The following is a 22,935-nucleotide window of genomic DNA, read 5'->3' on the forward strand; positions in this document are numbered from 1 at the left end:
CCGACAGGAGGCCATGCCTTCTTGCGTGAGAAGGAGCTCAGCGCTTCACCTTGAGCCCCTTGATCGAGTGTGCCCGCTGCTCATCGAGCGAGTTGTAGTAGGTGTTCTGCGTGGTGCTCAGGCTGTTGTGGCGCAGGTCGGCTTGCAGGTCCTTCATGTCGCGGTGCGGCGCGTCGAAGGTTGCTGCGGTGTGGCGTAGCCAGTGCAGCGAGGCCGAACGCAGCTGGTCGATTTCGTCGTCGCTCCAGCCTTCGTCGGCCATGCGCTTGAGCGAGCGGTCGAAGACCTGTTGTAGAAGCAATCGGACATGGCGATCGGAAAGCCCCGCGCGGCCCTTGAGGGTGGTGATGAGCGCGGTCTTTTCCTGGGGCGAGGGCAGGGGAGGCAGCTGCAGGTGGCGGCGGTAGCGCACCAGGTAGTCCTGCACGTAGTCGTCGCGCACGCTGATCTTCGCGGCCTTGTTGCCCTTGCCGACCACGTGGAACCACCAGTTGCCGGTGCTATCGCGGCGGAAGTCGCCCATGGTCGGCTCCCAGTTGTCGCGGCCGACCAGGTCCGAGATGCGCAGGTACATGGAGAACAACGTGGCGACGATGAACAGCGTGCGCTCGTGCTGTGGATCTTCGGCCGCCATCTGTTCTGCGGTTTCGATGACGAAGCTCCATTGCAGCTGGGTGAGCGAGCGCGAGGCGACATCCAAGGTGTTGCGCTGTTTATAGATGGACTTCTGCTTGACCGCGCGGAACGGATTCACCTCGGTCAGGCCTTCGTCCATCGCGTGCTGGAAGAAGCTGCCACATACCGCGAAAACCTGAGCCACCGAGCCCTGGGACATGCGATAAGGGCGCTCGGGCAACTCGCTCAGCGTCTCGGCGGCTAGCTTGCGTTCGCGCTTGGCCAGGGTGGTGGAGAAGGGGCGCCAGTCGGGGTTCACGACATAGCTGTCAGACTCCAGTTTCTTGCGCCCGCCGACACGCACGAAGCGCGACTTGATCACCGGGCCGATCCACTCGGCAGGGGGATTGAGGCAGAACTCCATGAAGGCCTCGGCATCCTTGCGGCGCAGGTCAAGTAGCGGCTTGCGGGCGATCAGCAGGGCCCACAGCAGCAGCCGTTCGACATGGGTGCGATAGGAGCTGTAGGTGGCCTCGTTGCCGGCGTAGGACTTGAGAAAGCCGCGAATGGCGAAATAGCCCTCGACGGCGCGGCAGTCTTCGGCGAAGTCGTGCAGGTAATCGCGCACCACGGGGAGTTCGGCATTGAGCTGGAGGAAGTTCAGCTCATGGAAGCGTTCGAAGGTTTCGAACAGCGGTTGCGGTTGAAGCGGCATGCTAGAGCCTGGCGACGGGGATTCGGGAACGGAGTATATGCAATATCCGGGTCTGACTGTTATCGGATATTGCATCAGTTTCCAGGGGACTCTCGAGAGGGGTTTCCAGGAGCGGCCACCACTGTGGATGGCTCTGGAATGGGTGTTTCAGCATTATCCAGGCCGTGCTTCAGTGGCTGAAGGCCTGCTTCTTGGGGGTAGCTGGATAGGCGGCCTGCCAGTCCGCTGCAGGCGTTCCAAATGCGCGAAAGTCACACCATCCGAGGCGTCCAGCGCCGCCAGGCCATGGCTTCCGTAAAGCGGACCTTGTCCACGATTGGCGGTCGCTGATTATCCGCTGCGGCGAGAACCGGCCATCTGGCGTGCGGATGGCCGTAATCCATTGCAGCCCTAAATAAGGCACCCAAGGACTCCATGGCAGGCGTTCACTGTGCGCGCAATGTGCGTACGTGAAATCTGCAGTAGATCCGTGCAGTTATTTCCACAGATTTCAACACAGCGCACGTAGCCAACACGCATAACGAGACGCGCTGACAAGGTTGCCGAGTGCGCTGCGAGAAATCTGTTCGTGCGCACGGATGCATACATGCGAGAAAGGTACTGGCTGCAAGCGTAGGCGTTTGCCGCTGGCGAAACGCAAAGCCATGGAGCAAGCACAAGCAAAACGGTGATGATCAGGCGAAAGACAGAAGCCGCCGTGAGCGAAACGGATTGATCCGAAAAGGAAACGAGCAGTTTGGAAAGCAGCCATCTGCAAAGGAAGGCATTTGGCAGGATTCCAGCCGTTGCAATGCGAAGCACTCGACCAAGCCCGCATCGCCCTTGAGTTCGCATAATGTATATTATGTTAAATAGTATATTAGGTAATGCATGAACCCTTGGCCGTCTCGTCGGCAATCTCTCGTTTGCGCTCCACTTCCATTCCGCCGTTTCAACTCGACCGTCAGCGTCAGGCGCTGGCGACGACATCTGCCAGGTGCCCGACTTCATTGATCCTTCCAATCCCGTTGGTGCCCGCGTCGAAGTCGATCTCGTTGATGCAGCACGGCTCCTGCTAATTCGCCAATGGCAGGCCCAGGCAATGCAACAGGATTACGCGATTGATGCTGTAGTGGCCGATCAAAACCACAGTCTGTTGCGGATGCCTTTGCAAAACCGTACGCAGTACGTCGGGTGCACGCACCAGCACCATGGACAGGCTTTCGCCGCCGGGTATCGCCGCCAGATCCGGTGTTTCCAGCCAGGCTTCAATTCGGCCGGCCAGCGTCCACCGGCCTCGCCATGCGTCAGGCCCTGCCATTGGCCGTAGTCGATATCCATCAGTGCATCCAACTTCTGAGCATTGGCCTGGGTGGCGTTAGCAATGGCCGCACCGGTATCGACACAGCGAGACCGCGGGCTCGTGTAGATCGCCTGCGGCTGCCAGCTACCGGCGATTCGTCGAGCCAGGGCTGCAGCCTGGCTGCTGACCGAGCGGAGACTAGGCGAATTCGGCGCGGCCGCGGAATCGTTAGTCGACGTGTCCGCGGCGGGGGAGGATGATTCGGGTCATGTCAGGCCTCGTGAGTCTCCTGAGCTCTAGATGCCCTGCCCCAGTCCTTCACGGGACCGCCCTCCTCCTTTTCCTTCCCATGGGTTCGCTGCGCTGCGAACCAGGCGAGGGCCCCTCGGCCCCTCGCCCCGTTGATTAACCCGAGTGAATCAACTCCGATAGCGAGCAGCCGGCACGCTCAGCGACAGATTGGGCAGCAGCCGCTGGCGAGCGGCCTCGTACGCCAACCTCGTCGCTCCGGAGCCCTTCTACAGCATCGAGAACTTCTCGCCGGCCGGCGGCCTGGTGCGTTCTTCGCTGGGCTTTGCGGTTGATACCCGCCCGCTCGAAGCACCTCGCCTGGCGGACACCTGGATCATCATCGGGGTCAACGACCCGCGGGTGTCCGAAACCCCGCCCGATGTCCTCGAGTTCGTGCGCCAGGCCTGCGCCCAGGCGCGGCGCACCGTGGGGCTGTGCACCGGCGGATTCGTCCTGGCCGAGGCCGGACTACTGGCGGGCCGCCGCGCGACGACTCACTGGGCGTACGCCAAGGACATGCAGCAGCGCTATGCGGACATCGCCGTGGAAGACGACCGCATCTACATCGTCGATGGCTCGATCTGGACCTCGGCGGGCATGACCGCCGCGCTCGACCTCGCGGTCGGCATGGTGGAGAAGGACCTGGGCGCCGACGTGGCGCGTTCGGTGGCGCACAAGCTGGTGATGCACCAGCACCGCTCCGGCGGGCAGTCGCAGCACTCGGAGATGCTCGACCTCGCGCCCAAGTCGGACCGCATCCAGAGCGCCTTGAACTATGCCCGCAGCCACCTGAACCGACCGATCAGCGTCGAGGAGCTGGCGGATTTCGTGCACTTGAGCCCGCGCCAGTTCACCCGGGTATTCACCGCCGAAACCGGGCAATCCCCAGCCAAGGCCATCGAGGGCCTGCGCCTGGAAGCGGCGCGGCTGATGATCGAACAGAGCCGCCACTCCCTCGAGGTGGTGGCCCGCGAAGTCGGCTTCCGCGACCGCCGGCACCTGCGCGAAGCCTTCATGCGCGGCTTCGGCGTGCCCCCGCAGGCGGTGCGCCGGGATGCTCGCCGGGTGCCGGGCTGACCGGGCGAGCACCTGTCACTCCCCTCCTCTACTACCTGGCTACCAGAAAGCCCTACTTCAGTACCGCCATGACAATGTTGTTCTCGCGTATCACCTCGGCGTCCTTCGGCAGCTCGTAAGGCATGTTCTTGGGCACCTGCAGCACCAGCGCGACCGGGCCGGCCTTGCGCTGCTCGGCGAGCCAGCTGGCGAGCTGGTCGCCATTGATCTTGCGGTCCTTGGCGTCCGCGTAAGTCAGCCCGTAACGCAGCTCGCCGTCGACATCCAGCAGGGTCACGTCGCTGCGGTTGGTGCGCCAGGCCAGCGCCGAGGCCGCGCCCAGGTCGTTGCTCAGCAGGCTGTGGGCGCCTTTGAGCTGATCCATGTGTTGGGCGATGAACTGGTCCGGCATCTTGTTATCGACGATCACCTGCGGCATGGACGCCGGCAGCAGCGCGACCAGTACCCAGATCGCCAGTGCTGGCGCGTACCAGTGCTGACCTGCGCGCTTCCACTGGACGGCGCCGCACAGCGCCCAGACCAGGCAGACCAGAGCCGCCCCGAACAGGCGCGCCGGGTGGTCGCGGAACACCGGGTGAGCCACTTCCAGGCCGATCAACGCCAGCAGCGACAGTACGCCGAGAAACATGTTGAGCAGGCCATTGCCGCGCACCAGGCGCATGTCGTGCTGGCGCAGCTTGTCCACCAGGGTATTGGCCATCAGCAGGGCGAGCGGCGCGAAGCACGGCAGGATGTAGGTCGGCAGCTTGCCTTTGCTCAGGCTGAAGAACAGGAACGGCAGGGCGAACCAGAGCGCGAGGAACGCGGTGTGCCGCTCGCGGCGCTCGGCCCAGGTGCGCTTGAGCGCGGGCACCACCAGCAGGGTCCACGGCAGGCTGCCGGCGAACAGGATCGGGATGAAGAACCAGATCGGCGCCGCGTGCTGCGCATTGCTGCTGGCAAAGCGGCGGATGTGCTCGTTCCAGAAGAAGAAATTCCAGAAGTCCGGCTCCTGCTGGTTGACCGCCAGCACCCACGGCAGGCTGACCAGCACGGCCACCAGCACCGCCAGCGGGCCGCCCTTGAGCAACTCGCGCCAACGGCCCTGCAGCACCGCATAGGGTACGACCACGATCACCGGCAGCAGCCAGGCGAGGAAGCCCTTGGTCATGAAGCCGATGGCGCAGGCCACGCCCAGTGCCAGCCAGCCGAAGCCACGCTCGCGCAGGCTGCGGCCTTCCAGGCCATACCAGGCGCCGACCAGGCTGAGGGTGGTCCACAGCGCCAGTTGCGGGTCGATGTTGGAGTAACCGGCCTGCCCTGCCGCGAGGCCGAAGGTCATGTACAGCAGGCTGGCGGCCCAGCTCTTGAGGGGGTCGTTCCACAGCCGACGGGCCAGCAGATGCACCAGCAGCACGGTGGCCCCGGTGGTCAGCGCCGAGGCAATGCGCGCGCCGAACAGGTTGTCGCCGAACAGCGCCTGGCCGAGCGCGATCAGCCAATAACCGCCGATAGGCTTCTCGAAGTAGCGCAGGCCCATGAAGTGCGGCGCCACCCAGTTGCCGCTGTTGAGCATTTCCTGGGCGGCCTGGGCGTAGCGCGTTTCGTCCGGCACCCAGAGGCCGTGGAAACCCAGCGGCAGGATGAAGAACAGCGCGAAGGCGATGAACAGCGCCGGATAGGCGAACGCCGGGAGCGTGCTGGTCGCCACCGTGGCGGGCCGCCTGGCCGCCGCTGCGGTTTTGATCGAGGTGATCGAAGACATGGGGAGGACTTCCTCATTGGCCGGCGTGGTTGCCGGCAGGCGAATGGAGCGCTTCGCCGGGCAGGCGCAACTCCGATGGCGCAAGCCTATGGAAGTGCGAATGAATGACTCATGAACGCGCCGTTCAGGATCGCCTTCGCGCTTTGCCGGGGCTGATCCGTGCGCTACTGTGCAGCGCACTTTCCGTTGCCGAGGTGGGTATGAAGGCGCTGCTGGTCGAGGACAACGCCCTGCTGGGCAAGAGCGTGCAACGCGGGCTGCAGGAGGCCGGCTGGATCGTCGACCTGGCCATCGACGGCGAGGAAGCGCTGTACCTGCTGCAGTCCAGCGAGTATGACGTGGCGCTATTCGACTGGATGCTGCCCAAGCGCTCCGGGCTCGACCTGGTCCGCCACCTGCGCGCCACCGGCAGCGAGTTGCCGGTGCTGATGCTGACCGCGCGCGGCGAGCTGGCCGACCGCGTCGAAGGGCTGGAGCGCGGCGCCGACGACTACCTGGTGAAACCCTTCGAGATGGCCGAGCTGATCGCCCGGGTCAACGCCCTCTACCGGCGTGCCGCCGGCCGCGGTTCGCCGACCCTGCAGCTGGGCGAGCTGAGCCTGGACCTCGCCGCTGCCCGCGTGTCCCGCGACGGCCAGGCGCTGGAGCTGACCGGCAAGGAGTACGACCTGCTCGCCGCGCTGGCCGCCAAGCCGGAACAGCTGCTGACCCGCAGCGCCCTGCTCGGCCTGCTCTACCCCTTCGACATGGAACCGGACAGCAACAGCCTCGACGTGCTGCTCGCCCGCCTGCGGCGCAAACTCGCCGGCTCCGGCGTCGAGATCGAAACCGTGCGCGGCAAGGGGTTCATCCTGCATGTTGTCTAAGTGGCCGCTGAACATCAAGATCGCCCTGATCCTGTTCCTCATGCAGGCGCTGGTGCTGGGCGGCGGCCTGTTCTGGCTGGAAGGCTGGATCGAGCGCGCGCGCATGGACGAGCTGGGCGAGCGCCTGGACACCCAGTCGGACGTCATCGAGTCGCTGATCGTGGTGGAGAACGGTCGCCTGGCTTACCAGCGCAGCGGTGAATTCGCCGCCGAGCTGGATCATGAGCGCGACCTCTACTTCGCCGTGTATGACGACCAGGGCAAATTGCTGTTCGACTCCGAAGGCCCCGAGCAGAAGCATCGGCAGGCCTTGAAGACGCAACTCTCGACGCTGCAGCTGACGCCCGAGGAAGCGCGCCTGATCCGCGTCGACCGGCACGCCTGGCTGCTGCAGTCCGGGCACATCAACCGCGACCTCAACGGCCGCAGCGTGCTGGTCGATGTGCGCGTGGCGATCAACGCGCAGCCGGTGCTCAATTCGGTGACGGAGCTCAAGCGCACGCTCGCCCTGGTTGGCGTCGCGTTGCTGCTGCTGACGGCGCTGGGCGGTTTCATGATCGTCTCGCTGAGCACGCGCAACCTGCGCCTGTTCGCCCACCAGCTGCGCTCGCTCAAGCCGCCGAGCTTTCTTGGCCGCCCGGCCCTGGAACCGCGCAGCCTGGAGGAGAAGCTGCTGTTCGACAGCTACACGCAGATGGAAGAGGAAGTCCGCAAGGCGATGGATAGCCAGCGGCTGTTTATCGCCAACGCTTCGCATGAGCTAAAGACGCCCATCGCAGCCGTCACCTCGGCGTTGCAGGTGGTGCTCTCGCGGCCGCGCCCGGTGGCCGACTACGTCGCCACCTGCGAGGACGTGCTCGCCGAAATGCAGACGCTCAAGCGGCTGTCCATCGCCTTGCTCGATCTGGCGCGGCTCGACGCCACGGTCGATGGCAGCGGCAGCGCCGAACTGGTCGGTACCGCCGAGGCCGCCGTCGAGCGCTGGCAACGCCTGGCTATGCCGCGCGGCATCGTCTTGCGCAAGGACCTTCAGATCGAAGCCCCCTGCCCGGTCGCCGGCGACGCCGAGCAATGGGAAGTGATCCTCGGCAACCTGCTGGACAACGCCATCAAGTATTCGCCGGACGGCGCCGAAGTCAGCCTGGCGCTGCGCATGGACAGCCCGAATGAGGTGCTGCTGGAGGTGATCGACCACGGCATCGGCATGTCCGCCGAGCAAGTCGCGAACCTCGGCCAGGTGTTCTATCGCGCCGATGCCGCGCGCTCGACATCCAGCTCCTTCGGCCTCGGCTTCGCCCATGCCAAGCGCATCGCCGAGCAGCTCGGGGCCCGTCTCGGCGTGCAAAGCGCAGAGGGCCGGGGCACGCGCGTCAGCTTGCGGATTCCGCGGCTCAGCGCGGACTGACGCGCAGGGTCGAGAGCAACAACGCCAGCAGCCCCGCCGCGCTGAAGCCGGCGGCGATGTAGAAGGCCGTCGCCGCGCCCCAGAGCTGCCAGGCGAAGCCCGCGCCGGCGCTGGCGATCAGCATGGCCACGCCGCTGACCAGGTTGAACAGGCCGAACGCCGTGCCACGCAGGTTCGCCGGCGAAGTGGCCGCGACCATGCTCGCCAGCAATCCCTGGGTCATGCCCATGTGCAGGCCCCACAGGGCCACGCCGAGCAGCGCGATGGAAAGGTGGCTGGCCGTGCCGAGCAGCAGGTCGGCCAGGATCAGCGCGGCCATGCCCAAGGCGAGCAGCAGCCGGTGGTCCATGCGATCCGACAGCCAGCCGAAGGGGTAGGCGCTGAGTGCGTAGACCAGGTTCATCAGCACCAGAACGAGGGGAATCAGTTTCAGCGGCAGGCCGAACTGATTCACCCGCAGGATCAGGAACGCCTCGCTGAAACGCGCCAGGGTGAACAGAGCACCGGTTCCCACCACCCACCAGAAACCCGCCGGCAACTGGCGCAGCCTTGCGCGAGCGAGCGGATTGGCCCGGAGCGCGGCTGGAGCGCCCTGCTCCTCGATGCCGACTTGCAGGAGGAATACGGCAAGCATCGCCGGAATCGCCGCCATCCAGAAGATCGAACGGAAGTCGTCGGCCCACAGCACCACCAGCGCTACCGCCAGCAGCGGACCGAGGAAGGCGCCGAGGGTGTCCAGCGCCTGGCGCAGGCCGTAGGCGGCGCCACGCAGCTCCGCCGGGGTGAGGTCGGCGAGCATGGCGTCGCGCGGCGCGCCACGGATGCCCTTGCCGACCCGGTCGATGCAGCGCGCGGCGAAGACCATGCCCAGCCCGCCAGCCAGGGCGAAAAGCGGCTTGGCCAGCGCCGACAGGCCGTAGCCGAACACTGCCAGGCCCTTGCGCCGCCCGAGGTAGTCGCTGAAGGCGCCGGAGAACACCTTGATCAGCAGGGTGACGGATTCGGCGATGCCCTCGATCAGCCCGACCTGGACGAAGTTGGCGCCCAATACGCTGACCATGAACAGCGGCAGCAGGCTATGGATCATCTCCGAGGAGACGTCCATCAGCAGGCTGACGAAGCCCAGTTTCCAGACACCTCCCGGAATTCGCCGCAAGGTGCCATGCAGCGTCGAAATGGCAGACATGCGTTCGCTCCCGTTGCCCGGAGCGAATTCTTCTCAGCAGCGGGACAAAAGCCCAGCCGCAGCCGATGAATCGCAGATATCCGCTGCTGCCGGCGCTCGCGAGCCGGCATATGAATGAGGGCTCAGGCGGCGCTCCGGCGCGAGGCTGCGCAGGTGGCCAGGTCGAGTTCGCTGAGGTACTGGCGCAGTTCGCCGGCCAGGTGGCTCGCGGCCGGCAGCCCGACCCAGCGGGCGCGCTCGATGCCGTGCACCTTGACCTCGATGTCGGCCAGCTTCATGCGCACGCCCAATGTGCCGTCCAGGTGGTCGAGGAAGCAGCGGGCGTCGAACTCGCGCAGGGCCGATTCGAGGGTTTGCTGAGCTTGGAGGAAGGTCTGGTGCATGTCGGGTTCCTTTCCGATGCGGTTGTCGAGTGGTGGCCGGTGGACGTCCTGCCCACGGCGAGTGAATTTGTCGCAGTACGAAAGTCCTAGCAAGTGAAAGTTACAGCTACATTTCATTGACTTGTCAGCCAGGGGAGAACAGACGAATGAGCTTTGCCGATGCAGTGGTCATTTCGATCGTCAGCCTTGAGGTAGAGGTCGTGCATGCCTTCGCGCGCCTGCGCGAGGAGTCCGACAACGAGGCGCTGCACGACCTGCGCATTTGCGTTCGGCGCTTGCGCAGCCTGCTCAAGCCCCTGGCGCTCGGCGAGGTGGCCGCTGGCCTGGAGGCGAATTCCGCCGAGGTCGGCCGGCTCACGACCCCGATACGCGACCTTGAAGTGATGGCCGAGGAACTGCAGCAGCGCGGCTTCGCCCAGGCCGCGCAGCGCCGGCGTGATGCGGTGTCGGTCTGGTATCGCGCAAGCGCCGACCATGTTGCGGTCGAGCGCCTGGTGGCCGCTCTCGACGATTGGCCGAGAACCTTCCGCGAAAGCATCGCCGATAGCGCTTCCGGCAATCTGCGGCGGCGCACTGCGCAGCGCCTGCGTCGGCAGTTCGAGCGGCTCGATGCGGCGCTGAACGATCCGGATCACGACCGTCACTCCATCCGCCTGCTGGTCAAACGCGCACGCTATGCCCAGGAGGCCTATCCGCAGTTGCTGCCATTGCCGTTCGACCTGGCGGCGCGGCTGAAGCGCCTGCAGTCGTCCCTGGGCAGTTGGCACGACCATCACCAGTGGTGCCTGAAAGCCGTCAGCGAGGACGACCTGAAGCCGCTGGTGTGCGCCTGGCGCGAAGCCGAGCAAAGCGCTTTGGTCGCGGCCGAGCAGGACATCACCGATCTGGCCGGAGAGCTGACGCTGTTCCTGCGCCTGCTGGACGTCGAGGCCGGGCCTGCGTCAGGGGCGTTCCTCGCACCCGCCTAGGTTCCCCCAACAGCGTTTTCTTTAACCATACAAATTCAGTTGATATTGCCTGGCGCTGAAACACTGCTTCAATAAATAGACAGTTACACTTTCAGAACGCTGTACGCGAACGGCGTCGTCTCCTTTCGGAGGCCTTCGCGGCCATCCCAAGTGGTCCGGAATGCCTGACAGGCAAGGAGATTCCCATGGTCGACACCGCCAAGCTCGATCCGTCCAATCCCTCCCAGACGACGCCCGCCGCGCAGACGGGCGCGGCCAGCGACAAACTCAAACTGGGTGCACTCACCGCACTGGTGATCGGCTCCATGGTCGGCGGCGGGATCTTCTCGCTGCCGCAGAACGTGGCGGCGAGCGCCAGTGCCGGGGCGACCCTGATCGGCTGGCTGATCACCGGCGTCGGCATGCTCATGCTGGCCTTCGTGTTCCAGACCCTGGCCAACCGCAAGCCCAAGCTCGACGGCGGGGTGTACGCCTACGCCAAGGCCGGGTTCGGCGACTACATGGGCTTCTCCTCGGCCTGGGGCTACTGGATCAGCGCCTGGATCGGCAACGTCAGCTACATGGTGCTGCTGTTCAGCACCCTGGGCTTCTTCTTCCCGGTGTTCGGCGAGGGCAACACCCTGGAGTCGATCCTCTGCGCCTCCGCCCTGCTCTGGGTGCTGCACTTCCTGGTGCTGCGCGGGATCAAGGAAGCCGCCTTCGTCAACGTCATCACCACCATCGCCAAGATGGTGCCGCTGGCGGTGTTCATCGCCATCGCCGCGGTGTCCTTCAAGATGGGCGTGTTCACCAGTGACTTCTGGGGGGCCGGCAACACCGAGCTGGGCGGCGTGATGGAGCAGGTGCGCAAGATGATGCTGGTCACCGTCTGGGTGTTCATCGGCATCGAAGGCGCGAGCATCTTCTCGGCACGCGCCGAGAAACGCAGCGATGTCGGCAAGGCGACCGTGATCGGCTTCTACGCCGTGCTCCTGCTGCTGGTGCTGGTCAACGTGCTGTCCCAGGGCATCCTTCACCAGGCCGAACTGGCCGGGCTGAAGAACCCCTCGATGGCGGGCGTACTGGAAAGCGTGGTCGGCCACTGGGGGGCCGTGCTCATCAGTGTCGGTTTGACCGTCTCGCTGGCCGGTGCGCTGCTGTCCTGGACCCTGCTCTGCGCGGAAATCCTCTTCGCCAGCGCGCGCGACCACACCATGCCGGAGTTCCTGCGCAAGGAGAACGCCAACCAGGTGCCGGCCAACGCGCTGTGGCTATCCAACGGGCTGATCCAGCTGTTCCTGATCATCACCCTGTTCAACAGCTCGACCTACCTGAGCCTGCTGTACCTGGCGACCTCGATGATCCTGGTGCCCTACTTCTGGTCCGCCGCCTACGCGCTGCTGCTGAGCTTCCGCGGCGAGACCTACGAGCAGGATCCTGGCGCACGCAGCAAGGACATAGTGATCTCGGCAATCGCCGTGATCTATGCGGTATGGCTGGTGTATGCCGCCGGCATCCAGTACCTGCTGCTTTCCGCGCTGCTCTACGCACCGGGGGCGATCCTCTTCGCCAAGGCCAAGCGTGAACTCGGCCAGCCGGTTTTCACCAATGTCGAGAAGATCATCTTCGCCGTCGTGCTGATCGGCGCAGTGGTCGCCGCTGTCGGTCTATACAAGGGCTTCCTGAGCCTCTGAATGCTGGCAATGCGGGGCGGGAGCGCATCGGCTCCCGCCCCCGCTTTCCTTTCGCGCTGTGCTTCGCCTCTTCCCGAAGGTCCTCCGGGACTATCCCGCCTCGCCAGAAGCCGCGAGATAGAGCTGTCGCCAACTGGTCATACGCACCTGCCATCGTGGTCGCTCACCCTGAAACGAAGGAGCGCACCCATGCGCCAAGGAGCATCCAACACCTTCCGTGTCATTGGCTTTCTGCTGGCGACCTGTCTCATCCAGTCCAGCCAGGCCGGCCAGTCCCCCGGACGGGTATTGAGCGAGGCGGCCGGAATACCCTGGCCAGCAGTCATCGCCCATCGTGGTGCCTCGTACGACGCGCCGGAAGAAACCGCTGCGGCCTTCCGGCTGGCCCGCGATGTCGGCGCGGATTATTTGGAGGCGGACCTCCAGCGTACGCGGGACGGTGTGCTGGTAGCCTTCCACGACACCACCCTGGAACGCACCACCAATGTCCGTGAACTCTATCCTGATCGTGCCCGCGAGCCGTTGAGTTCCTTCACCCTGGCAGAGCTCAAGCGCCTGGACGCCGGCTCATGGTTCAACAAGACCTATCCCCAGCGCGCCCGCCCGGCCTTCTCCGGGCTGCCGATCCTTACCCTCGACGAGCTGATCGATATCGCCGAAGGCGGCGTGAACCGGCCGGGACTGTATCTTGAGACGAAGCGCCCGGAGTTGTTCCCCGGCATCGAGACGGACTTGCAGCGGGTGCTCGAGCGGCGCGGCTGGCTCGATCCGCGTCCGCACGCGCCGTCCGGCGCCGTCGATGTGGCTAGTGGCCGAGGCCGCGTGGTGCTGCAGACCTTCTCCCGCGGCAGCCTGGAGCTGTTGCAACAAAGCATGCCAGACGTGCCGAAGATCCTTCTGCTGTCGTTCGGCGATGGCTACATGGCGATGCGTTCTGCAGTGAGCTTCGAAGCGTCCGGCGAAACCGACGAGGCTGCGTTCTACGCGCGCCAGGAGGTCAAGTCCGAGGCGGAGTTCGCCGCCTGGACTGACTGGGCCAAGGCCCACGGCGCGCTGGGCACCGGCCCCTCGGTACTCAGCCGGGAACCCGATCCGCAGAGCTACATGGACCTGGTCAAGCCGTGGATGAACCGCATGACCCATGACCGTGGGCTGTTCATCCATGCCTATACGGTTAACTCCGCCAAGGACTTCGAGTCGCTGGCCAAGCGTGGCGTTGACGGCTTCTTCACCAACCGCGCCGACCTGCTTCTGAGCCTCTACAATCGGCCATCGCCAGTGGGCATTGACGCGCTTCTGCGGCGAAACGGCTACTGAGCCACCTCGGTCCGACGAGGCGGCGACTATCAAGGCGTTGGGGGGCTGATAGATATCGGGCCTCCCATCCTGCGCTCCGATGCCTGGTTTTCCTGGCCCCTGCTCTGGCCGGAAATCCTCTTCGCCACTGCGCGCAATCACTCCAGAGCTGAGTTCCCCCGCCAGGAGAACGAGAAGAAAGAGCCGACCACGCGTCCCGGGGCAGCGCACCCGACACAAGCAGCCGATGACGTACATGGCCAACCTGCTGCGAGTCGCGCTGGTGATCACGCCGCCTTCATCACCTGGATGATCGGCGTCGGCTAAGCCTCAGTCGCCGCCGCCCGGCCATTGCGCGGTGAATTCGCGGGCGCGCTCTTCCATCAGTTGCAGCACCCGGATAGCCGTCTCGACATCGGCGCCGGGAATGCCGCCGAACACCTCGGCGCGTAGCGCCGTCAGTTCCTTCTCCATCCGCTGCGCCAGGCGGCGCCCCTCGTCCAGCAGGTGGATCGCCCGCAGCCGGCGGTTGCCTGGCACCATGCGCCGCTCAAGCAGTCCGGCGGCCTCGGCCTGGTCGAGGGTGCGGACCAGCGCCGCCGGGTGCACGCCGATGCGCTCGGCGAGGACGTTCTGCAGCACCCCGTCGCCCATCCGCGAGACCAGCAGCACCGGCGTAGCCACCGCCAGCGACAGGCCGCTTGCGCCCAGCGCACGGCTGGCGAGCATCTGCCAGGCGCGGCGTGCCGGTTGCAGCGAGTTGGTCAGGGCGAACAGGAGATCAGGTGAAGAGTCTGGCATGGCGGTTTCGGTCGATGGCGGCGTGGCGGCGATGATACGGCGCGATGCTCCGGCCTCAAAGGCCGTTGAGGTTGCCGTAGGAGCGGATCTTATCCGCGATGCCCCGATTTGGTGTCCCCCTGTAGGAGCGGGCCATGCCCGCGATTTCGCGGACAAGGTCCGCTCCTACGCAGTTTTCCGGAACGGGTAAAGGGCGATGACTATATCTGTGCAAAGTCAACGATTGCATTGACAGCGATGCTTGGCCGTGCGGAAAATCCCCTGCCCTGCCCCGGGGCACAGTCGATCCAGGTTCGCCCCATGAACACCGATTTCCGCCCGCCCAATCTGGCCCTGACCACGCTCGGCCTGGCGCTCGCCATCTTCATGCAGGTGCTCGACAGCACCATTGCCAACGTCGCCCTGCCGACCATCGCCGGCAACCTCGCGGCCAGCACCAACCAGGGCACCTGGGTAATCACCTCGTTCGCCGTGAGCCAGGCGATTTCGCTGCCGCTGACCGGCTTCCTGTCCAAGCGCTTCGGCGAGGTGCCGCTGTTCATCGGTTGCACGCTGCTGTTCATCCTCGCTTCCTTCCTATGCGGCATCGCCCAGGACATGCCGATGCTGATCCTGTTCCGCACCCTGCAGGGCGCGGTCGCCGGGCCCATGTACCCGATCACCCAGAGCCTGCTGATCGGCATCTACCCGGCGCACAAGCGCGGCACGGCGCTGGCCCTGCTGGCGATGGTGGCCGTGGTGGCGCCGATCGCCGGGCCAATCCTGGGCGGCTGGATCACCGACAACTATTCCTGGCCCTGGATCTTCCTCATCAACCTGCCGATCGGTGCCTTTGCCGCGTTCGTTGTCGCTCGGCAGATGCGTGGCCGCCCGCTGCTCCGGCAGAAGACGCGAGTCGACTACGTTGGCCTGCTCACCCTGATCGTCGGCGTCGGCACGCTGCAGGTGCTGCTCGACAAGGGCAACGACGAGGACTGGTTCAGCTCGCCCTTCATCATCGGCTGCGCCGTGGTCGCGTCAATCAGCCTGGCGGTGTTCCTGATCTGGGAGCTGACCGAGAAGGAGCCGGTGGTCGACCTGCGGCTGTTCCGTCACCACAACTTCCGCTACGGCACCCTCGCCCTGGTGCTGTCGTTCTCGGCCTACTTCGCGATCAACCTGCTGCTGCCGCAGTGGCTGCAGCGCAACCTTGGCTACACGGCGACCTGGGCGGGCCTGGCGGCGGCGCCGCTGGGCATCGTGCCGCTGTTGCTGAGCATGCCAGTCGGGCGTTACGCCGCGCGTTTCGACCTGCGCCTGGTCGCATCGCTGTCCTTCGTGGTGATGGGGACCACCTGCTTCCTGCGCTCGAATTTCACCGTCGACATCGACTTCCACCACGTGGCGTTGATGCAGTTGCTGATGGGCTTCGGCGTGGCGCTGTTCTTCATGCCGACCACGGTGATCCTGCTGTCGGACCTGGAGCCCCACGAGATCGCCGCCGGCTCCGGCCTGTCGACCTTCCTGCGCACGCTCAGCGGCAGCTTCTCCGCCTCGCTCACCACCTTCCTCTGGGAGCGCCGCGCCGTGCTGCACCACGCCCAGCTCGGCGAGAGCATCACCGTCTATGACACGGCCAGCCGCAGCAGCCTGGAACAGCTCGGCCAGGGCAACCTGCAACTGGGCGCCAGCCTGCTGGACCGGATGATCACCCAGCAGGCGTACCAGATCGGCTTCAACGAGTTATTCCATGTGCTGGGCTGGATCTTCCTGATCCTCATGAGCGTGATCTGGCTGACCCGCCCGCCGTTCGCCGGCAAGGGCGCGGCTGTCACAGCCGATCACTGAGTCCTGGCAGACACCTGGGCAAGTGCCATTACCCAGCGGTTGCGCCCGTCCTGCTTGGCCTGGTACAGGCAGCGGTCCGCTTCGTCGATCAGCTGCAGGCTGGTTGGCCGCTCGCTGTCGGCGTGGACGGTGGCCACACCGAAACTCGCGGTGACGATGCGGAACGGGCTGCCCGCGTGGGGTATTTGCGCGCGGCGCAGGCGTACCAGCAATTGCTCGGCAAAATGCCGGGCGCCCTCCGCGTCGGTCTCCGGCAACACCAGCGCCAGTTCCTCGCCGCCGTAGCGCGCCACGAGGTCCGCCGGGCGCCGCGCACTGCCGCGCAGGATATCGGCGATCTGCTGCAGGCAGCGGTCGCCGGCCGGATGGCCGTAGTGGTCGTTGTAGGCCTTGAAGTAATCGACATCGACCAGCAGCAACGAAAGTGCGCTCCCGTCGCGACGGCTGCGCAACAGTTCTTTTTCCAGGTACTCGTCGAAGTGCCGGCGGTTGGCCAGGCCGGTCAGCGAGTCCTGGCTCGCCAGGGCCTCCAGTTCCTGGTTCAGCTCCAGCAGGCGCTTCTGCGTGTCGCGCAACTGGCGCTCGCTGCGGATGCGCTGGCGAATCGAGCGGACCAGGCGGCGACCGAGCAAGCCGAGGATGGCCAGAAGCAGCGCAACGACGACGATCGTCTGGAGGGCCTGGCGCTGCCAGCTCTGCAAGGCTTCATCCCGGCCCATGGCCACGCCGGTGACCAGTGCGTAGCGGTCGCTGCGGACGAAGGCATAGATACGCGGCGTGCCGTCCCGCTTGGAGCTGTAGCTGGCGGTGGCGTATGGCGCATCCTTCAGGGCCTGGCTGATCAGCGGCGAGCCCGACAGGTCGAGGCCGATATCCTTCTCGTCGAACGGATAGCGCACCAGCAGGCGCCCCGTGCTGGTGGTCAGGCCGATGGCGCCGGTCTTGCCGATCTCGATGTCGCGGTACAGACCGAGGAAGTACTGCAGGCTGACCCCCACCGCCACCACGCCGGCGAAACTGCCGTCCGGGCGCTCCAGGCGCTGGCTGACCGAGATCACCCAGTCGCCGGTGGTGCGGCTGCGGATCGGCTCGCCAATATAGATGCTACGGCCCGGATGTTCGCGGTGATAGCTGAAGAAGTCGCGATCGGCGCCTTCGGTGCCGGCGGGAACTCGCCCCTGCGACGACAGCAGCCAGTCGCCGCGCTCGTCGTAAAGGGCGATCGAATTGACCTGGGGTAGCGCCTCCTTCTGCAGCGCTATCAACTTGCTCAGGTGCTGCAACTGGGCCGGGCCGGTACCGTCGGCCTCGACCTCGTTGCCCAGATCGAGCAGGAGGAGTTCGCACTGCTTGAAGACGCCCTCGGTGTGCGTGTTGAGCGCGCGCGCCAGGTTGAGCGTGTTGATTTCCGTATGGCGCAGGCTTTCCTGGCGGATCGTCCAGATCTGCCATGCGGTCAGCAACACCACGGAAGCGCAACCCAGGGACATGAACAGGGTCGCCAGACGAAGATCGCGTTTCAACCGGAAGTCCATGGCGGCAGGTCGACGAAGCCGGGGATTATAACCGCGCGAACAGGCGTTGGGGCTGTCATTAACCGACATACCCTGCTCCGCGCGCGCCGACGCGCGCCCTGGCGCCTGGAACCGCTGGTTATTGCGAGTTCGCTGCATATGCCAGCTAATTCGTTGACAGACAGGGGCCGTCCAAGTGTGATGGGCGTTGTCGTCCGGCCCGCCAGGAGGCACTCGCCGGTATAAACCTTGTCCGATCGCGCGTTTCCACCCCACTCTGGAGCCGCCGGCATGTACGACCCGACCCAACGCCCCGCCGCTACCGCCGACTACGCAGACGAGGAGGCCTTCCTCTTCGCGTTCGAGACCCATGTCCTCTGGAAAGCCCTGCCGGCCTTCGAGGAAGCCAGTCGCTACGCCCGTGACCGCGGCCTGGATTGCCAGGTCGAGTTGCTGACCGACGCCGACGGTCATCCCGAGCTCTGCCTGCTCGCTCGCCTGGGCGGCGGACAGCGCCACAGCATTTACCGCATCGTCGCCGACACCGAGAACCAGGGCCTGGTGCACGAGCAATACGCCGTCCACGGCGGCTACACCCGGCGCCTGCCGGCCCACCTGGCATCGATCGACAGTAGCGTGCTGGACAAGCAACTGGCGGACTTCTTCATGCAAGCCTTCGGCATGCACCTAGGCCAGGCCAGCGCGCATCCTGCGCGGCGCGCCTACGGTTGATGGCCGCGCCCTGCCCGTCTTCCGCTCGTCTTGCCGCCTGCCCGACGGGCCGCTGGGGCCGGTTCGGCGCGGCTATGCTTGGCTGAACCGGACCGCAAGCAAGGCGCGGGTCCTGCTGTTTCCGCCCACCGGCTACGGCGCACTCGATGAACACTTTTCTCGTGCATTTCCAGGACGATCAGTACCGTGGCAAGACGGTTCTCTGCACTTTCGCCAGGCAGATGTCCGCTTCCGAAGCCCATGCAAGGCTGCAGGCGTGCTACCCGGTGCGGCATCCGCATCGCCTGCTCATTCTCTATCTGACCCCTCTCCTGCCCTGGAACTGGTAAGGCGACGCGCACGTCCGTCGCCCATCCGACGCAAGTTCGCCGATGGGAGGACAATGGGTTCCGTCGCCAGGCGAGCCCGCGCGGAGCTGCAACATGAAGACGCCCATGGATACCCCCCACCCCGATCCCGTGGTGACCAACGAGGCCGACAACCTCGAGGAGCTGGTCGAGCTCGATCCAGCCGACAGCCAGCAGGAGCCGCACCTGTCCGCGGCCAAGCAAGAAGGTGTGATCTCGGACCAGGGCGATTGAGTCGCGCCGGGTTCAGCGTGGCCAGTGCTTGCGCTGCTCCATGAGGAAGTCGACGAAGGCGCGCAAGCGCAACGGCACGTGGCGTCCCGAGGGATACAGCAGGCTGTGCGGGCGCGAGCAGCCGGCGAACTGCGGCAGCACTTCCACCAACGAACCTTCGGCCAGTTCCCGCTCGAACAAGTACCTGTAGGTCTGGATCAGCCCGGCGCCCTGTTTCGCCAACACCACCCCGCCATAGAGATCGTCCGAACAGCTGTAGTTGCCCTGGGTGAAGACCTCCTGGTCCGCGCCATCGACGCGGAACAACCAGGAAATCGCACGGCCGCTGCTGGGCAATAGGAACTGGATGCACTCGTGGCGCTGCAGATCCTCCAGGGACTGCGGCGTGCCTTGTCGCGCCAGGTAGTCCGGCGCGGCTACCAGGGCCAGGCGGGCGTCTTCCAGCGGGCGCGCCACCAGGCTGGAATCCGGCAGCGCGCGGACGCGGATGGCTGCGTCGTAGCCCTCGCCGACGAAATCGATATTGCGATTGCTCAGGTGCACGTCGACCTGCACCTGCGGATAGCGCTGCCGGAATGCTGGCAGCAACGGCAGGATGCGCAGGTGGCCGTAGGACACCGGCATGCTGATGCGCAGGGTGCCGGACGGCTGCAGCTGCTGCCCCATCGCCTCGCGCTCGGCCTCCACCAATTGGCCCAGGGCCTGGCGGCATTGCTCGTAGTAGCCGCGTCCGCCTTCGGTAAGCCGGATGCTGCGCGTGGTGCGGACGAACAGGCGGATGCCCAGGCGTTCTTCCAGCCGAGCCACCGCGCGGCTCACCGCCGCCGGGGTGACGCCAGCCGCCAGCGCAGCGGCACTGAAGCCACCGGATTCGGCGGCCAGGCAGAAGAGTTCCAGGCTGCCGAGCTGCAGGTCATCGAACTGACGGCGCATGATTGATTACACCATGTATCAAGTGAAGTGATTGAAGGCTGATTTATCAGATGGCTGCGCACAAATAAAGTCACTCCCACAGCACCGGCACTCCGCCGGTCCCTGAGTCGAGGACTCCAGCCATGAGCAACACCAAGACCGTCATCATCACCGGCGCTTCCAGCGGTATCGGCCTGGGCCTGGCCAAGGCCTTCCTGGACCGCGGTTACAACGTGGTCGGCAACGGCCGCTCCGCGGAAAGCCTGGCCAAGGCACGCGCCCAACTGGGCGAGCCGGCCAACTTGCATACCGTCGCCGGCGACGTCGCCGACCCACAGACCGCACAGCGCCTGGTGGACGCCGCAATCGAGCGCTTTGGCCGCGTCGACGTGCTGGTCAACAACGCCGGCTTCTTCCTGCCCAAGCCCTTCATCGAGTACACCCCAGCCGAGGTCGACGCGATGATCGATACCAACCTCAAGGGCACGCTGTTCCCGTCGCAAGCCGCCGCCGCGCGCATGATCCAGCAGGGCAACGGGCACATCATCAACATCACCGCGAGCATCGCCCTGCAGCCGAACATCAGCGTGCCGGCAGCCCTGCCGGTGGTGATCAAGGGCGGCCTGAACCAGCTGACCCGCGCGCTGGCGCTGGAATTCTCGCCGCACAACATCCAGGTCAACGCCGTGGCCCCCGGCATCGTCGACACCCCGATGCACGACCCGGAGAGCCGTGCTTTCCTCAATGGCCTGCAGCCGGCCGGCCGCATCGGCCGCATCGAGGAAATCGCCGAAGCCGTGATCTACCTGAGCGAAGCCGACTTCACCACCGGCGCGGTACTGCCGGTCGATGGCGGCATGAGCGTCGGCAAGTGGTAATCCCCCTGGCGGCGGGCGCCAAGCCCGCCGCCCCAACCCGCCCGTGAAGGAGAACGACCATGCCTTTCGTCAATGTGCGTATTACCCGTGATGGCGTTACCCGCGAGCAGAAGGCCCAGGTGATCCGCGAGATCACTGAGACCCTGCAACGCGTGCTGAACAAGAAGCCCGAGCTGACCCACATCGTCATCGAGGAAGTCGACACCGATAACTGGGGCTACGCCGGCATCACCACCACCGAATATCGGGCTAAGAACCCCGGCTGACGTCCTGTGCGCGGTTCGCCAGGCGGTATTGCTCCGGTGTCGTGCCGGCCTGGCGACGGAACATGGCGATGAAGGCCGACGGGGTGCTGTAGCCCAGATCGAAGGCGATCTGCTGCACACCCCGGCCGGCCTCCAGCGCTTCGATGGCGGCGAGAAAGCGCAGGCGTTGGCGCCATTCGCCGAAGGTCATGCCCAGCTCGCGCTGGCAGCAGCGCGCCAGGGTTCGTTCGGTGCTGTGCACCTGCAGCGCCCATTGCGCCAGGGAGCGGTTGTCGGCCGGGTCGGCCTGTAGAGCCGCGAGCAGTTCGGTCAGCAGCGGGCTCTGCGCGAATGGCAGGTAATCATCGCGAAGCGGTGCGCTCTGCAGTTGATCCAGCACCACCTGGGCGAGGCGCCGGTCGGCCGGGGTCTGCGGGATGTTCACCCCACGCGCGGCGAAGTCCGAGAGGATGGCCTTGAGGATGTCGCTGATCTGCAGCGTGCAGGGCGTCGCCGGCAGCGTCCGCGACAACTCGGCACTGACATAGAGCGAGCGGTAGACGATGGCTTCGCGGTTGTAGCAACCGTGCACCACGCCCGGCGGCATCCACACCGCGTACTGCGGTGGCGAGAGAAAGCGCTGGCCGCCGACATCCAGTTGCATCACCCCGTGGGCGGCATAGTTGAGCTGGCCCCATGGATGGCTGTGGGGCGCCGAATGGGTCTCGGCGCCAAACTCGTCGTAGCGGAAGTACAGCGGCGCCGGCAGTTGCTCAAGGTCAGGCAACGGCAGCGTTAGATAGGTTTTGCTGGCAGGCATGTCCGGTTGGCGTGGCAAGTTGTCCGAAACGAAGTATAAGCGCCGAATCGGACTGCGGGAAAATGGCCGCCACCGCATTACCGAAAGACTTCCATGCCTTACTTCTTCCCGCTCTTCGCCGTGCTCGTCTGGGCCGGCAACACCGTCGTCAACAAACTCGCCGTAGGCCAGATCGCGCCTGCCGAGATCGGCTTCTTCCGCTGGGCGCTGGTCGGCGTCCTGCTCACCCCGTTCGTCTTGCGGCCGATCCTCGCGCGGCGCCGCGAGCTTGCGCCGCAAGTCGGCCGCATCGTCGTCCTCGGCTTGCTGGGCATGGCCGTGTACCAGTGCCTGGCCTATTACGCCGCCTCCAAGACCACGGCAACCAACATGGGCATGATCCTCGCCCTGATGCCGCTGATGTCCATCGGCCTGGCCAGCGCCCTCCTCGGCCAGCGCCTGCATATCGGTGCAGTGGCTGGATCGCTGCTGTCGCTGTTCGGCGTGCTGCTGGTAATCGCCCATGGCGACCTGCGCAGCCTGCTGCACCAAGGCGTTGGCCTGGGCGACTGCATGATGCTGGTAGCCACCCTGGCCTACGCGCTCTATGGCGTGCTGCTGAAGAAGTGGCAGATCCGCCTGCCGGCCCTGCAATTCCTCTACCTGCAGGTGCTGGTGGCGATCATCGCGCTCTTCCCGCTGTACCTGCTGTCGCCGCACCAGGGCCTGAACGCCGGCAACTTGCCGCTGGTGGCCTATGCCGGACTGATGGCCTCGATAGCCGCGCCCCTGGCGTGGATGCGCGGCGTGCAGGAGATGGGCCCCAACCGCATGGCGCAGTTCGTCAACCTGTCGCCGGTCGCCACGGCGGCCATCGCTTCGCTGGTATTGGACGAGCGCCTAGGCCTGTACCACCTGCTTGGCGGTACGCTGATCATCGCTGGCGTGGTCATCGCCGAACGCTGGCGGCCGCGGCCGGCGGTAAGCCTGGCCAGCGAATAATCGAGGGAATTGGTGCGGGGATTTTCGCGGATGAGATCCGCTCCTACGCGGCGTTCGCGCGCGCACGGTCTTTTCACTGTAGGAGCGGACCTTGTCCGCGAATCGCGGGCATGACCCGCTCCTACAAGGTGGCATTGGTGTGG

General features: G+C 65.5%; 21 protein-coding genes and 1 pseudogene. 13 read left to right on the forward strand and 9 right to left on the reverse strand.

Going from position 1 to position 22,935, the window contains the following annotated elements; genetic code table 11:
• Positions 1–37: 37 nt before the first annotated feature.
• Positions 38–1,330, reverse strand: coding sequence for a tyrosine-type recombinase/integrase (locus PKB_RS13835; RefSeq protein WP_197539257.1), 1,293 nt, complete (start codon positions 1,328–1,330; stop codon positions 38–40).
• Between the two features lie 1,054 nt (positions 1,331–2,384).
• Positions 2,385–2,779: pseudogene (locus PKB_RS30000) on the reverse strand (histidine phosphatase family protein).
• A gap of 292 nt (positions 2,780–3,071) precedes the next feature.
• On the opposite strand from PKB_RS30000, the gene PKB_RS13840 reads away from it, so the two are divergent.
• Positions 3,072–3,980, forward strand: a complete 909-nt coding sequence (locus PKB_RS13840) for a GlxA family transcriptional regulator (RefSeq protein WP_052355282.1) — start codon at positions 3,072–3,074, stop codon at positions 3,978–3,980.
• 52 nt (positions 3,981–4,032) lie between these two features.
• Here PKB_RS13840 and arnT read toward each other — a convergent pair whose 3' ends face one another.
• Positions 4,033–5,724, reverse strand: coding sequence for a lipid IV(A) 4-amino-4-deoxy-L-arabinosyltransferase (gene arnT / locus PKB_RS13845; protein ID WP_084166638.1), 1,692 nt, complete (start codon positions 5,722–5,724; stop codon positions 4,033–4,035).
• Positions 5,725–5,828: 104 nt separating this feature from the next.
• Between arnT and PKB_RS13850 the strand changes: the two genes are divergently transcribed.
• On the forward strand, positions 5,829–6,590 hold the full coding sequence (locus tag PKB_RS13850) for a response regulator transcription factor (RefSeq protein ID WP_197539259.1): 762 nt from the start codon (positions 5,829–5,831) through the stop codon (positions 6,588–6,590).
• Entirely contained in the window at positions 6,580–7,995 is a 1,416-nt protein-coding gene (locus tag PKB_RS13855; RefSeq protein ID WP_043252564.1) for a sensor histidine kinase, read from the forward strand. The genes PKB_RS13850 and PKB_RS13855 overlap by 11 nt, the downstream gene beginning before the upstream one ends.
• Here PKB_RS13855 and PKB_RS13860 read toward each other — a convergent pair.
• Both PKB_RS13860 and PKB_RS13865 read right to left on the reverse strand, forming a co-directional pair.
• Complete coding sequence (locus PKB_RS13860) at positions 7,982–9,181, reverse strand: MFS transporter (protein ID WP_043252567.1); 1,200 nt, start codon at positions 9,179–9,181, stop codon at positions 7,982–7,984. The two genes, PKB_RS13855 and PKB_RS13860, sit on opposite strands and share 14 nt — an antisense overlap.
• Positions 9,182–9,303: 122 nt before the next feature.
• Entirely contained in the window at positions 9,304–9,564 is a 261-nt protein-coding gene (locus tag PKB_RS13865) for a hypothetical protein (protein WP_043252569.1), read from the reverse strand.
• Between the two features lie 146 nt (positions 9,565–9,710).
• On the opposite strand from PKB_RS13865, the gene PKB_RS13870 reads away from it, so the two are divergent.
• The 3 genes from PKB_RS13870 to PKB_RS13880 all read left to right on the forward strand — a co-directional run bounded on the left by PKB_RS13870 (position 9,711) and on the right by PKB_RS13880 (position 13,522).
• Positions 9,711–10,532, forward strand: coding sequence for a CHAD domain-containing protein (locus PKB_RS13870; RefSeq protein ID WP_084166639.1), 822 nt, complete (start codon positions 9,711–9,713; stop codon positions 10,530–10,532).
• Positions 10,533–10,717: 185 nt separating this feature from the next.
• Complete coding sequence (gene arcD / locus PKB_RS13875; RefSeq protein WP_084166640.1) at positions 10,718–12,205, forward strand: arginine-ornithine antiporter; 1,488 nt, start codon at positions 10,718–10,720, stop codon at positions 12,203–12,205.
• Positions 12,206–12,394: 189 nt separating this feature from the next.
• On the forward strand, positions 12,395–13,522 hold the full coding sequence (locus PKB_RS13880) for a glycerophosphodiester phosphodiesterase (RefSeq protein ID WP_043252572.1): 1,128 nt from the start codon (positions 12,395–12,397) through the stop codon (positions 13,520–13,522).
• Between the two features lie 309 nt (positions 13,523–13,831).
• Here the strand turns inward: PKB_RS13880 and PKB_RS13885 are convergent, their stop codons facing one another.
• Complete coding sequence (locus PKB_RS13885) at positions 13,832–14,302, reverse strand: MarR family winged helix-turn-helix transcriptional regulator (RefSeq protein ID WP_043252574.1); 471 nt, start codon at positions 14,300–14,302, stop codon at positions 13,832–13,834.
• A gap of 300 nt (positions 14,303–14,602) precedes the next feature.
• On the opposite strand from PKB_RS13885, the gene PKB_RS13890 reads away from it, so the two are divergent.
• Entirely contained in the window at positions 14,603–16,129 is a 1,527-nt protein-coding gene (locus PKB_RS13890; protein WP_043252577.1) for a DHA2 family efflux MFS transporter permease subunit, read from the forward strand.
• On the opposite strand, the gene PKB_RS13895 is transcribed toward PKB_RS13890, so the two are convergent.
• On the reverse strand, positions 16,123–17,652 hold the full coding sequence (locus PKB_RS13895) for a sensor domain-containing diguanylate cyclase (protein WP_242411232.1): 1,530 nt from the start codon (positions 17,650–17,652) through the stop codon (positions 16,123–16,125). The two genes, PKB_RS13890 and PKB_RS13895, sit on opposite strands and share 7 nt — an antisense overlap.
• A gap of 282 nt (positions 17,653–17,934) precedes the next feature.
• Between PKB_RS13895 and PKB_RS13900 the strand changes: the two genes are divergently transcribed.
• The 3 genes from PKB_RS13900 (at position 17,935) to PKB_RS29875 (ending at position 18,956) form a co-directional block, all read left to right on the forward strand.
• A complete protein-coding gene (locus PKB_RS13900) occupies positions 17,935–18,375 on the forward strand; it encodes a hypothetical protein (RefSeq protein ID WP_052355283.1) in 441 nt (146 codons plus the stop codon).
• Between the two features lie 146 nt (positions 18,376–18,521).
• Positions 18,522–18,704, forward strand: a complete 183-nt coding sequence (locus PKB_RS13905; RefSeq protein ID WP_043252580.1) for a hypothetical protein — start codon at positions 18,522–18,524, stop codon at positions 18,702–18,704.
• A gap of 93 nt (positions 18,705–18,797) precedes the next feature.
• Positions 18,798–18,956: a hypothetical protein gene (locus PKB_RS29875; RefSeq protein WP_167333368.1), complete on the forward strand. Its 159-nt coding sequence runs from the start codon at positions 18,798–18,800 to the stop codon at positions 18,954–18,956.
• A 12-nt stretch (positions 18,957–18,968) separates the two neighbouring features.
• Here the strand turns inward: PKB_RS29875 and PKB_RS13910 are convergent, their stop codons facing one another.
• Positions 18,969–19,889, reverse strand: a complete 921-nt coding sequence (locus tag PKB_RS13910; RefSeq protein WP_043252582.1) for a LysR family transcriptional regulator — start codon at positions 19,887–19,889, stop codon at positions 18,969–18,971.
• A gap of 122 nt (positions 19,890–20,011) precedes the next feature.
• On the opposite strand from PKB_RS13910, the gene PKB_RS13915 reads away from it, so the two are divergent.
• A complete protein-coding gene (locus PKB_RS13915) occupies positions 20,012–20,746 on the forward strand; it encodes an SDR family NAD(P)-dependent oxidoreductase (protein ID WP_043252584.1) in 735 nt (244 codons plus the stop codon).
• A 59-nt stretch (positions 20,747–20,805) separates the two neighbouring features.
• A complete protein-coding gene (locus PKB_RS13920; protein WP_043252587.1) occupies positions 20,806–21,012 on the forward strand; it encodes a tautomerase family protein in 207 nt (68 codons plus the stop codon).
• Here the strand turns inward: PKB_RS13920 and PKB_RS13925 are convergent.
• On the reverse strand, positions 20,996–21,811 hold the full coding sequence (locus PKB_RS13925) for an AraC family transcriptional regulator (RefSeq protein ID WP_043252589.1): 816 nt from the start codon (positions 21,809–21,811) through the stop codon (positions 20,996–20,998). The genes PKB_RS13920 and PKB_RS13925 overlap by 17 nt on opposite strands.
• A gap of 93 nt (positions 21,812–21,904) precedes the next feature.
• Here PKB_RS13925 and PKB_RS13930 point away from each other — a divergent pair, with 93 nt between their 5' ends.
• Positions 21,905–22,792 (forward strand): DMT family transporter, encoded by an 888-nt coding sequence (locus PKB_RS13930; RefSeq protein WP_043252592.1) that lies wholly within the window; start codon positions 21,905–21,907, stop codon positions 22,790–22,792.
• The last annotated feature ends 143 nt before the right edge of the window (positions 22,793–22,935 follow it).

Source organism: Pseudomonas knackmussii B13 (assembly GCF_000689415.1).
Classification (GTDB): domain Bacteria; phylum Pseudomonadota; class Gammaproteobacteria; order Pseudomonadales; family Pseudomonadaceae; genus Pseudomonas; species Pseudomonas knackmussii.